The organism is Cohnella cellulosilytica (assembly GCF_042431195.1).
GTDB classification, from domain to species: Bacteria; Bacillota; Bacilli; order Paenibacillales; family Paenibacillaceae; genus Cohnella; species Cohnella cellulosilytica.
Window position 1 is genome coordinate 159439 of the sequence record NZ_JBHMDN010000073.1, and the last position, 11929, is coordinate 171367.

Here is an 11929-nt window from a genome sequence, read left to right on the forward strand (position 1 = left end):
GCGGTTGCCGTTGCTCGCGACCTTCTTTCGTTTTATTTCTGCTTCGGCTTAATCGCCAAAGTTCCAAAGTCGGTGTCTATCAGATAAAGCGTTCCTTTTCCATCCACCAAAATATCGCTTATTGAATTTTTGTTTTTGACGATGAGAACGAACCGTTCGTTCCCCGCAGGATCAAGAGAGAATACGCTGCCTCCATTATCCTTGATATATACGTTTCCTTTGCTGTCGCTCAGCATGGCTCCTACGGTGTAGTAGCCGTTCAGCCGCAGCGGATATTCCCATAATGTTTTGCCTGAGGCGTCGATCTGGACAATGCCGCGTTTGGCCTCTACATAATATTTTCCTTTGCCGGCTTTCGTCAACACCAAATCAAGCTGGGCGGTTGTCGGTTTGTTCACTTTGGTCAGCTTTCCGCTCTTCAGATCCAAAATTTCGACACGCGGGCTTGGGTTGCCGTATGCGCGAACCCATTGGTCGGTTGCCGGAATAAATCCGGAAGCGCTCCAATCCTTCGAGCTGCGGTCGAGCTGCTTCTGCCAGAGTAATTCCCCGTTCCGGCTCAAGTAATAAGCGTAATCCGAATCGGTCAGCGCGAGCACGTTATCCCGGGAGTCTACGATCAGTTCCGTGAGACTGGTTTTATACCAGGTAAACGAATAATCCGCTATCTGAGTAATTGTGGCGGTCCACTCCCCTATGTCCGGGACGGCCCAGTTCAGCTCGCCCTGCGGAGACAGGGAAATCAGGTTTCCGCTGGTTACCGTGATCAGGTTGTCCCGCGAGTCCATTGCAGAAGAGGTGGTGAATTCCGGGAATATAAACCGATCGTACGGGAGAGTGTAGGTGGATTTCACCTTGCCGCTGCGATCGATCAGATCGATTCTGGGATCGACAGTTTTATCCAAAACGCCCTGACGGATGGTGAAAAGAGTTCCTTGTGCCGACAGCCCCCAATCTTTCAGGAAGAGTGCATTTGAAGCTTTGTAATCATGCTTCCATAGTTCGCGGCCATTCGATCCGGAGACGGCTTTCGTAAAAGCGCCGTCGAGAAGCAGCAACCGGTCTCCGTCCAGCTTCGCTTGCCACGCATTACTCGCGGCGTCGCTCCAATCGACCTCGAAATTCTGGTAGCCGCGAAGTTGGATTTTCTTCCCGTTGTCGTTGACATAAGGAAGCTGCAAGTAATCGTTAGAAGGAAGCAGCTTCGGTTTCACGGCTGCTGCAGACAGGTTATGTACGCCGACGAAGCTGAACAGAAGTAATAGACTTACGGCAAACCCGAACCATTTTTTTCGCATCCGATATCCCCTTGTCCTCTTTATAAATAGAAAATGATGAAAGGTATAATGTGACACCTTCCACCATTTTACTACAATAGGGGGTACATAGCAGGGGTTATTTTACTTTAAGAGATCTAAAATAATCCGAGAAAACATCGGCAAACGCCTCCGCCGCCAGCCGGCTCTCTTCCAGCGTGTTATTGGCGCCCCCGATTTCGAGCAGCAGGCTGCCGGGGGACAGCGACTGGTTATATTCCCCGTTGCCTTGGTGGGCGCTCTTGGAGATCACTCCGCGGGACAGGCCCGGATATTTCTTGTTCAACCGCTTGTTCAGCTCTTCGGCCAGCTTTTGGTTGGCGGCGTGGTTCGCATGGGCGGTTCCGATAACGAACAAGATGCGCGCGTAGCTTTTGCCCTTGATCGTAACGGTCGTATTTTTGCGCGGAACATCCGCGTCTCTATGAATATCGAAGAAATAGGACAGCGAAGGGTTGGCGTTCATCGCTTGGACGACGGCTTTCTTGGATTCCGCGTAGGATTGGGAGAACGCCAGCTTCTTGGCATTCAGCCTTTCGGCAAAATCCGCGGTTTCTACCAAGGAACGAATCCCCGCCTTGTTCAGCTTCTCTCCCAAATGCTTGCCTACCAGCGTGATGTTGGTTTTCGGATCGTCGACGGACGAGCCTTGGACGCTGCGCGCGACGTTTTTCCAGGATTCCCGGTTATGAGTGTGATAGATGTAGACCTTCGGCGCTTCGCGTTCGTCGAGATTCGTCCGGACCACCCAATTGGCCACATAGGCCTGTTTGCCGCCCGACAGCGTAACGCGGTACCAGTCGCCTTCGACTCCGGCGATCGGCAAAGTGTCCCCCGACACGGCTTTGCCTATGACGGCATGATCCAGTCCGGGGCCGCTGCGTAAATTGGTCCTGTCCGTGAACACGACGTAGCGAAGAGGCGTCTCGGTCTCGACCACCCAACTGGCGACGTAGGCTTGATCTCCGCTCGGCAGCGGCACGACGTACCAGTCTCCCTCCGTCTTGACGATCGGCATCGTGACTCCCGGCACGGCTTTGCCTACGATGTCGTAATCGAGGCCCGGTCCGCTGCGGAGGTTGGTAACATCCACGATTTTGACGACGTTTCCCGATGCGGCGGATGAATTCTCTTTGGCCGCCGCGATAGATTGATCGCCCCGGAGAGCTTCGTAAGCGGGAACGAAAGCGACGAATAGAAGCAGGACGACTACGGCTGCGCGGGTTGCGATTTTACGAAAAAGCAAAGCATCCTCTCTCCTTGTTCGGTATTTCGTTCCTACTTTTTTCGACAGGATGGAAGTAAAAGCCTGCTATTTGTCGGAAAAATATCACGCGGGAGTTCGCGGATGGCGTCAGATAACGGCGAGGCAGACGGTTGGCGGTCCGGAAACGCAGGGGCAGAGGAATAACGGTGCGCAGGTCTCCTATTGATGCTTCCCATCAGAACGTACGTTTGGTATAATGAGTCAAAATGAATAAAACGGCGAGTGAAGCACACTCCGGTAAGCGCCTGTGAAGGCGCTCGGAGTGTGCTTTTTTGCGTTTGCGAAGGTCGCCGAAGGGAGGATGTGGTGTATAATGAAGGTATCGGATCGGCGGAAGAAGGAAAAGCTGAAGCTCGATCAAATGATGCGCGTGCTGTTCCGGTTATCGAAGCGGCTGATGGTGCAACTGATCAACGGTTTGTTCGAAGAGCAGTTTGCGACGGAGGACGTAAAATCGATCCATTACGGCAATGCCGAGTTTATCATGGACTCGTACGAACGGATCGTCGGCGATCTGTTCCTGACGCTGGATACGCGCCGCGGCCTGTTTCATTATCATGTCGAGTTTCAGACGCTTAACGATCAGTCAATGGTGATACGCATGTTTCGCTACGGCTTCGAGAAGGCGCTGGAGCTGGCCGCGGGGAGCGAAGACAACGGCCTGCCGCTGCTCGCCTTTCCCAGGCAAATCGTCATTTTCCTGGAGGAAAACGAAGCGATCGGCGAAGAGCTCGCCTTCCGAATGCGGCTGCCGGATGGAACGGAGACGGTCTACACGGTACCGGTGCTGCGTTACTGGACGCTGTCGCCCCGGGACCTGCAGGAGCGGCGTCTGTTCGCTCTGCTGCCGCTGCAGGTGTTCGGCTCGCGCAAGAACATGCGGCTCATTGCCGCCAGCACGCGTCCGGACGACGAGAAGCGTCGGTTATTCGCGCGGGAGTTCGCGCGCTTGAAGACGAAGATTGAGGAGACTCTGGCCGTCATCCGGGACCTGCACCGGCAGCGATTGCTGCCGACCGGAGACATGGATCGGATCTTGCAGGTGCTGGGCAGCATTCTAAACTACCTATACCGACATTACGGCGAATATAAGCAAACGGAAGAGGAGGTAAGCCGCATGATCAAAACGTTTATCCCTGAAGCGCTGAAAAAAGGCAGGGAGGAAGGCAAGAAGGAAGGGGTAAAGGAGGGCGTAAAAAAAGGTCAGCTCAAGGTCGCACGCAATTTGCTGAAGCTGGGCGTCGACATGGACACGATCGTTGAAGCGACGGAGCTGACTCCCGAGGAAGTGACGAGTCTGGAAGCGAAAAAATGAAGTTTCGCGATCGTATAGCGATGGAAGGGCAAATTCATCATTTTTATACGAATGTACATCAAGGCGTTTAGGAACATTAATACAAATAGAACGAAGACCCGCTATAGGCGGGCCTTCGTTCTATTTGTTCCTGGGTGGATACAAGACTATTTCTTAGCGGCTTCCTCTTACTCGATGTCCGTTGCGATCTTCTCGTAGGTCTCGTCGCTGAGGAAACGGCGGGCTCCAAGATAGCGCTTGGCATAGTAGCTTTCGTCGAGCGAGGTGATCGTCACGCCCTTGGAAGCGGCGTGGGCGAACTTGTTCTTGCCGATGTAGATTCCGACATGAGAAACGCCGCTGCCGCTCGTATTGAAGAATACGAGATCTCCCGCGCGCAGCTCGTCGTCGGAAATCTTCTTGCTCTTCTCCCAGCCGTACAGATCGCGCGAAGTGCGGGGCAGGTCGATGCCGAGCTGATCGAATACGTACCCGGTAAAGCCGGAGCAGTCGAATCCTTTCGGTGTCGTTCCTCCGTACTTGTAATCCGTTCCGATCAGCGGCTCGATCGTCTTGTCGAGCTTGGAATCCGCGAACACGCTGCCGACCTGGAAAGCCAAGAGCAAAGCAAGGCCAAACAAGAAGACTGAAACTTTACGCAAAACCGGCGACTCCTTCCAATGCCTACGAGGTTAGCTTAAGGGTTCGGTAGAAGGTTCCCCTATGGCTCCTGTGAAGCAAGCCAACTCACCCGAAAAGATGGTTCCCCCGTTCCCCGTTTCCCGGGAACTCGGCATTTTATGATTTCTTTAGGTTTAAATATTCGGAGATTATGACGAATTTCCTGCATCTTCTATATTAGAATTCCTTAATCTAGGGACGCCCATTTGGTGCGAAAACTCCTCCTTTCGTCCCGGATTTATCCCGCCGATAATAACGCCAAACCCCGGTTGCGGCCTTTTAAAAGGCGCAACCGGGGAATGTCCCGGGAAGAATATTGTCGATTTGTCGGGACGGATAAGCCTACAATTTCGCGTCGCTCCATACTTGATGCTGGGATGCGGACGTCCACAGCTTCAGCAGGGAGCGCACGAAGTGAAAAGCTTGATGCAGCGCCACGGCAAGAAAACCCGACCAGAGCAAGGAGACTGCCCAGGCTGCGGCGGACACCGCCAGACCGATGCCGAGCAAGACGATCGTGATGCCGAGCAGGGGGAGCGCTTGGCGGAACGCCGCTCCCAGACTTTTGACGATGCCTTCCCGCGCGGCCGCTCCGAACTGCATGAACAGGCAGGCCAGATGAACGGCGAATCCGTACAGCAGCCATGAGCCTGCATAAGGAAGCAGGTCCAGCAGCCAATTCGCCAAGGAGGGCTCCGAGTAGAAGCGATCCGCGGCCAGCGGCAGCAGCCATACGGCGGGAAGCAGGATAAGCGCGTTCTCCATCCAATAGAGCAGGGCGACCGGTTTCCATGCCCGCCTCACCCCGGATAATACCCGCGTTCCTTCCTCCTCGGCGGAATGGCGGAAGGAGTAGAACAGGCCGGCGTGAATGAGGGGGGTCAGCACCATCCGCAGAAGGAGCAGCCCGCCGAGAAGCCAGAGCACATCGTCGATGAGGTCGGTCTTCATCAGGCGAAACTGGGCCTCGATCAGGAACAGGCGGGGGGCGTCGGAATTCGGATGTTCGTCCGGATAACGCGCGAGCACGGGCGTAACGACCGAATCGACGAACCGGTACAGGAAAAATCCCCACAGCAATCGGTACAGGAACAGGAGAACCAATACATATTTATGCCTCACGGTCATGTCCCATCCCATTTTTAATCGTTCGCGCATGTTCTTGCCTCCCTTACCAGGCCAAAGATCCGATCAATTCCTCGAGGAATCGCGCAATGCCGGTCGCATACCGGGTGCGCTGCTCGGGCGGGACCTCCGCTTTCAGATAATTGTTGTATCGGCGATTGTCGAGCACGATGCGGTTGCCGGGATCGATCGCCGCGTACAGCAGCGGGGAGTCCGATTCCAGCTTGAGCTGGACGCGGGGCTGGGCGCCGTCCCACTGTTTGCGCAGCGATTGGCCGTCCCGGAATTGCAGCCAGACCGATACGGGCTCGGGGCTGCCGCCGTTGCGTCCGAGCAGGACGACGGTTTCGTAGCCGCTATCCGTCTTCCGCGATTGAATCGACTCCACGGAGAAGTCCGCCATTTCGCCGCCCTGCACGTAGGCCCGGAAGAAGTCGGACCATTTTTCCTTGGTCACCGTCTCCACGACTTTCTGGAAGTCCGAGAAGGAAGGGTGCTTAAACTTATGCTTCTGAAAATAAGTCCGCATGATTTTGCTCATCGTTTTGTCCCCGACCTGCTGCTCGAGCGCGGAGAGCACAAGCTTGCCCCGCATATAGACGTTCTCGGCGTAACCGTCCGAGGAGCTGAATTTCCAGGAAGAGAGATTCAGCGGCTCGGGATGGGTCATGTAGCTCGCTTCGATCGGAAGATTGGGCAGAACTCCGTAGATGCTGGACATGAGCTTGTCTTCGGTATAGGACGTAAAGCCTTCGTCCAGCCAGGCCTCTTCGAATTCGTTGGAGGCGACGAGCCCGTACCAATACTGATGCGCGATCTCGTGCACGAGCGTCCGTTCCAGCTCGTAGCCGGGATTCTCGTCATGGGCGGCCGCCGCGGTGACGAGCGTCGGATATTCCATGCCGCCGGCGCCGTTGCCGCTTGCCGGGGGGACGACGACGGAGAGCGTGGAATAGGGATATTCTCCGTACCACTGCCCCAGCTTGGCGAGCGCCGACTTGGCGGCGTGCATGTAGCGGTCTTTCAAGTTTTGGTGGAGCGGGTCCAGGTACAGCTTGATCCGGACTCCGGGAATGCCGGGAGAAGAAAACGATTCTTCCACGTACACGAAGTCCGGGGAAGCGGACCAGGCGAAGTCGTGCACATCGTCGGCATAGAACTGGAAGCTCTTCCGTTCTCCCGACACGGCGGGGGTTTTCGTAAGGAAACCGGTCGCCGCCACCTTGTAATCTTTCGGAACCTCGATGCGCACGCTGTAGATGCCGAAGTCCGAGTAGAACTCGGAGTCTCCGTGATACTGGTGCAGGTTCCACCCTTCCGAAGAGCGGCCGCGCATGCCGACCGTCTCGTAGACGGGAATCTTGGGAAACCATTGTCCCGCCATGACGAAGCTGTCGGCTTTGCCCATGCGCGCGAACACGTCGGGAAGCGAGACGGTGAACTTCATGCGCAAGGTGACGGACTCTCCGGGCTTGACCGGTTCGGGCAGGCGGAACGTCACCAGGGTGCGATCGCTGCGGTTGCCGTCGTCGGGCTGGACGTAATGGACTCTGGGCAGCAGCGTTTCTCCCTCTTCGGTCGTCAAGGCGGTAAGCTCCATTCCGCCATAGCCGCCCTCCTTCATGCGGTCGCCCCTGAGCTTTCCGCCGGATTCGCGAAGGAACGTGCTTCCCGGCGAGAACGCGTTGGGATATAGATGAAGATACATATCGGAGACGGCTTTGTGCCCGGGGTTTTTCCAGGTCACGATTTGCTCTCCCTGCAACGTTCCGTTTTTCTCGTCGAGCGAGACGGCCATATGGTATTCCGTTATGCGATTGCTGAGGATGGCGGCCTGCGGTTTCTGCGGAACGTCGGGTCCGGGTTCGGATTTGGCGGCGACCGCGGGCGGACCGGCGGCGGGCAGCTCGGACAAGGAGGACGCGGGCAGGGCGTATTGATCGACCCAAGCGTCGGCAAACCCGAATCGGACGGACATGACAAGTACGGCAGCGGCGGCGACGAATAGCAGCATTCGCAGCGAACGGCGCTTAGGCATACGGATAACCCTCCCGTTGACAAGCATCTACGAGATATATATGTGGGTTGTCCGCGGATTATATCTGGAGTTTTCGGGCCAAGCTAGGGCGGTAATGCGCAAACGATGGGCACAAGACGGCGAAAGGTTTTACCGATTGTTCGGAGGCTTTATGCCCTACGATGCGGCATGCTCCGGGAAGAACAGTTGACAGAGATTTCGCAGGCATTTTAATATGAAGGTAATGTGCAAACGTTTGCTCAAAAATGAGGATAGAGGTGCCGGCGTCATGGACGGAAAATGGTGGAAGGAAGCGGTGGCGTATCAAATTTATCCCCGCAGCTTTATGGACGGGAACGGAGACGGAATCGGGGATTTGCCCGGGATTGTCTCGAAGCTGGATTATTTGAAGGAGCTGGGCGTCGACGTCCTGTGGATTTGTCCGATCTACCCATCTCCCAACGATGACAACGGGTACGATATTTCGGATTATCAGGACATCATGGCCGAGTTCGGCACGATGGCCGATTTCGACCGGCTGCTGGACGAGGTTCATTCCCGCGGGATGAAGCTGATTATGGACCTGGTCATCAACCATACGTCCGACAAGCATCCTTGGTTTATCGAATCGCGTGCGAGCCGGGACAATCCGAGGAGAGACTATTATATTTGGTCGGACGGGAAGGACGGAGCGGAGCCGAACAACTGGGAGAGCATCTTCAGCGGTTCGGCGTGGCAGTACGACAAGGCTACGGGGCAATATTACATGCACGTCTTTTCCGCGAAGCAGCCGGATTTGAATTGGGAGAACCCGCAGGTCCGTCAAGATCTGTACGCGATGATCAACTGGTGGCTGGACAAGGGCATCGACGGCTTCCGCGTGGACGCGATCTCTCATATTAAGAAAGCTCCGGGCTTCCCGGACCTTCCCAATCCGGACAAGCTGCGTTACGTGCCTTCTTACGACGGGCATATGAACCGCGAAGGCATCCATGTTTTCTTGCAGGAGCTGAAGCGCGAGACGTTCGACAAATACGATATTATGACGGTCGGGGAAGCGAACGGGGTGTCGGCGGACGACGTGGAGCTGTGGGTCGGAGAACGGCAGGGCGCGTTTAATATGATTTTCCAGTTCGAGCATCTGGGATTGTGGCAGAAGACGGCGGACGGCTCCGCGGATATTCCGGCGCTTAAGCGGACGCTCACCCGCTGGCAGAAAGGGCTCGAAGGAGTGGGCTGGAACGCGCTGTTCCTGGAAAATCACGATCAGCCGAGATCGGTGTCGACGTGGGGGGACGATCAGACCTATCGGGAGCAGTCGGCCAAAGCGTTCGCAACGATGTATTTTCTGATGCAGGGAACGCCGTTTATCTATCAGGGCCAGGAGATCGGGATGACGAACGTTCGATTCCCTTCGATCGACGACTACAACGACGTAGCCGGCAAAAATCTGTACCGCACCGAGCGCGATAACGGCAAAACCCACGAAGAGATCATGCGGGTCATCTGGAAAACCGGCCGCGACAATTCCCGGACGCCGATGCAGTGGAACGACCTCGACCAGGCCGGCTTTACGACCGGCACGCCTTGGCTGAAGGTTAACCCGAACTACAAGGAAATCAACGTCCGCAAGGCGATAGCGGAGCCGGATTCGATCTATCATCATTACCGGAAGCTGATCGCGCTGCGCAAAAACAATCGGACGGCGATCTACGGCGCCTACGATCTGATTTTGCCGGAACACAACCAGATTTACGCTTATACGAGAACGCTCGGGGAAGACAGGCTGCTCGTGATCGCCAACCTGTCCGCCGAAGCCGCCGAGAGCCGGCTGCCGGATTCGGTCGCGGATTCCGCGGCGGCCGAGCTGCTGCTGATCAGCGGGGAGTCGGGAGACCGCGGTCTGCGCGATCTCCGGCTTGCTCCCTACGAAGCGCGGGTCTACAGTCTCGGTTAAGCTTCGGCAATCAGCGGGGTCGGCCGTCCTTGATACATCAAGGTCAGCCGGTGAAGCGCACGCGTGCAGGCGACGTAGAGCAGCTTGGCGTCCTGCGGCGCGGCCGCATAGCGGCGGTCGTCCGCATCCGCGACGAGCACCGCGTCGAACTCGAGGCCTTTGGACAGATACGCGGGGACGACGGTAAGGCCGCCGCGGTACTGCGTCTGGTTCTCGGAGATCAGGTTCGCTTCGAGGCCGGCTTCCCGAAGCTGCTCGGCCAGCCTGGCGCAGTCTTCGTCCGTGCGACAGACGATCGCGATCGTCTGCATGCCGCGCTCCCGGTTGTCCCGGATGAACCGTTCGATCCGCGGCAGCCGCTCCGTCTCGGCGTCCAGACCGGCAACCTCTACCGGATCGCCGCTGCGGAAGACGGGGACGGCGGGGGGGAGTCCCGTGCCGGTATGCGGCAGGATGCGGTTGGCGAATTCAATGATTTCCAGCGTCGAGCGGTAGCTCTGCTGCAGGGCGTGATAGGAGCGGTATTCCTCCGCGAACACGTCGGACAGCTCCTCCCATCGCTGCACGCCGCGATAGGCGTGTATGCCTTGCGCCAGGTCGCCGAGAATAGTGAACGAGGGTTCGTTCATAAATGCGTTCAGCAGGGCAATCTGGAGCGGGGACACGTCCTGGGCTTCGTCGACGACGACGTGATCGAAGGCGAGATTTTCCGCTCCGTTGAAGACGTAGTGAATCCAGACGAGCGCGGGCAGGTCCTCCTGCCGCACCTCGCTCTTTTTCAGATAAGCCTTCGTGCTTTGGACGATGTGTTTCGGAATGCCCGCTGCGTCTTCGGAGGAGAACAAGCGTTGGTAGAAGCTCAGGGCGTCGGCCTTCGGCAGCTTGTTCGCGTATGCTCTCAGCCGCTGCTTGCCGGTCTTGGCCTTCTCCTTGCGGATCTTCGGATCGCCGATCTCCCCGAGCCGCATTTCCAGCCAGCGGTTAATGCGGGCCTGCAGCCGTTCCAGGCGAGGAGCGAGCGCGTAGTGACGGTATTCCACCTCGAACCATTCGCGGATTTGGGCGGCAGACAGGATGCGGCCCTCCCAGGGCTCGAACGGCAGCGGCTCGAGAAAATGCGTTTCCAGACGCTTCAGCTTCTCGTCCAGCAGCGCTTTGAAGGCCAGCGAGCCCTTGTATCTGCCGGGCGTCTCGTCGTCGATTCGCGGCCGCGCGCCTTCGAGGGAGAACCACGGCTCGTCGCCCGAGGCGTCGCCGGCCAGCTTGACGCTGCCGCTTAACCGATCGAGCGCCCAATCCGCGAACGTCGTTTGCTTGACGTCGCCGACACCGAGCTCGGGCAGCACGCCGGAAATGTAATCGAGGAACATCGTGTTCGGCGCGAAAATAATCATCCGTTCCGCGCGGATCTGCTGCTGGTATTGATAGAGCAGGAAGGCGAGCCGATGCAGCGCGACCGTCGTTTTTCCCGAACCCGCCGCCCCCTGGATCACCAGCGCCTTGTGGCGCGGAGCGCGAATGATGCGGTCCTGCTCGGCCTGGATCGTGGACACGATGTCCCGCAGCTTGTTGTCTTTCTTGTCCCCGAGCTTGTAGAGCAGGAATTCGTCGTTCAGGCCGATATTGTCCCCGCCCCGCTCGTAGCTGTCGACGATGCGCCCCAGCTTCCGGTCGCGGATCGACAGGTTGCGCTTGCGGTGGATTTCCCCCTGGATCGTGCCGTCCGGCGCGTCGTAGGAGACCGGCGCCTCGCCCCCGGTGAACGAGTAGAAGAGGCTGGCGACCGGCGCTCTCCAATCGATAACGTACGGCTCGCCGGTATCCTGGCGGTCCATGCCCCTCTTGCCGATATACAAAGGCAGCGTCCCGGCTTTCCCGTCTTCCTTAAAGTCGAGCCGGCCGAAATAAGGCTCTTGGCCGAGCAGGTCGAGCCGGCGGCGGCTTTCCTCGCGCTTCTCTTCGAGCAGCTGCTCGGTGAAATCCTGGCCCCGGTAGACCGGGCCGATGCCGGACCTCTGCCGGTCGATTTCCCGGAACGTGTCCTGCAGGCGTTCCTGTTCCTCCCGAAAAACCGGGCTTTGCGTATCCATGAGTGCGCTTCCTCCTTGCATGGCATATTGACTTCACCTATTGTGGCGCATTTTCGAGAAAAACAATAGACTTATGTTTTCCGTTTTGTTATGATGTTGAGTACAGAATTACCTAAAATAGACGGAACAAATGTTCGCGTCGATAGACGTCGCATAAGAAGCGGGCGGGACTTGAATTTTCG

General features: G+C 57.1%; 8 protein-coding genes and 1 riboswitch. Of the genes, 2 read left to right on the forward strand and 6 right to left on the reverse strand.

Translation table 11 applies throughout. The features are described 5' to 3' along the window. Positions 1-32 precede the first annotated feature (32 nt). Positions 33-1298: an outer membrane protein assembly factor BamB family protein gene (locus ACFFT4_RS32005; protein ID WP_378053349.1), complete on the reverse strand. Its 1266-nt coding sequence runs from the start codon at positions 1296-1298 to the stop codon at positions 33-35. A 97-nt stretch (positions 1299-1395) separates the two neighbouring features. Further along, positions 1396-2562 (reverse strand): stage II sporulation protein P, encoded by a 1167-nt coding sequence (gene spoIIP, locus ACFFT4_RS32010; RefSeq protein ID WP_378053351.1) that lies wholly within the window; start codon positions 2560-2562, stop codon positions 1396-1398. Positions 2563-2896: 334 nt separating this feature from the next. On the opposite strand from spoIIP, the gene ACFFT4_RS32015 reads away from it, so the two are divergent. Continuing rightward, positions 2897-3898: an Rpn/YhgA-type helix-turn-helix domain-containing protein gene (locus ACFFT4_RS32015; protein WP_378053353.1), complete on the forward strand. Its 1002-nt coding sequence runs from the start codon at positions 2897-2899 to the stop codon at positions 3896-3898. A gap of 167 nt (positions 3899-4065) precedes the next feature. Here ACFFT4_RS32015 and ACFFT4_RS32020 read toward each other — a convergent pair whose 3' ends face one another. From ACFFT4_RS32020 to ACFFT4_RS32030, 3 genes are all read right to left on the reverse strand, one after another. Continuing rightward, the gene (locus ACFFT4_RS32020) at positions 4066-4539 is read right to left on the reverse strand and encodes a C40 family peptidase (protein ID WP_378053355.1); all 474 of its coding nucleotides are present in this window, start codon (positions 4537-4539) and stop codon (positions 4066-4068) included. A gap of 4 nt (positions 4540-4543) precedes the next feature. Next, positions 4544-4683: riboswitch (cyclic di-AMP (ydaO/yuaA leader) on the reverse strand. A gap of 217 nt (positions 4684-4900) precedes the next feature. Beyond that, a complete protein-coding gene (locus ACFFT4_RS32025) occupies positions 4901-5716 on the reverse strand; it encodes a hypothetical protein (protein WP_378053357.1) in 816 nt (271 codons plus the stop codon). 13 nt (positions 5717-5729) lie between these two features. Then, positions 5730-7721 (reverse strand): M1 family metallopeptidase, encoded by a 1992-nt coding sequence (locus ACFFT4_RS32030; protein ID WP_378053359.1) that lies wholly within the window; start codon positions 7719-7721, stop codon positions 5730-5732. Positions 7722-7989: 268 nt separating this feature from the next. Here ACFFT4_RS32030 and ACFFT4_RS32035 point away from each other — a divergent pair, with 268 nt between their 5' ends. Continuing rightward, positions 7990-9657, forward strand: a complete 1668-nt coding sequence (locus ACFFT4_RS32035) for a glycoside hydrolase family 13 protein (RefSeq protein WP_378053361.1) — start codon at positions 7990-7992, stop codon at positions 9655-9657. On the opposite strand, the gene ACFFT4_RS32040 is transcribed toward ACFFT4_RS32035, so the two are convergent. After that, positions 9654-11747: a HelD family protein gene (locus tag ACFFT4_RS32040; protein ID WP_378053363.1), complete on the reverse strand. Its 2094-nt coding sequence runs from the start codon at positions 11745-11747 to the stop codon at positions 9654-9656. The genes ACFFT4_RS32035 and ACFFT4_RS32040 overlap by 4 nt on opposite strands. Positions 11748-11929: the final 182 nt, after the last annotated feature.

Coding starts and splice junctions, on each gene's coding strand:
- ACFFT4_RS32005 (WP_378053349.1), bottom strand. CDS start 1,298: ATGCGAAAAAAATGGTTCGGGTTTGCCGTAAGTCTATTACTTCTGTTC.
- ACFFT4_RS32015 (WP_378053353.1), top strand. CDS start 2,897: ATGAAGGTATCGGATCGGCGGAAGAAGGAAAAGCTGAAGCTCGATCAA.
- ACFFT4_RS32025 (WP_378053357.1), bottom strand. CDS start 5,716: ATGCGCGAACGATTAAAAATGGGATGGGACATGACCGTGAGGCATAAA.
- ACFFT4_RS32030 (WP_378053359.1), bottom strand. CDS start 7,721: ATGCCTAAGCGCCGTTCGCTGCGAATGCTGCTATTCGTCGCCGCCGCT.
- ACFFT4_RS32035 (WP_378053361.1), top strand. CDS start 7,990: ATGGACGGAAAATGGTGGAAGGAAGCGGTGGCGTATCAAATTTATCCC.
- ACFFT4_RS32040 (WP_378053363.1), bottom strand. CDS start 11,747: ATGGATACGCAAAGCCCGGTTTTTCGGGAGGAACAGGAACGCCTGCAG.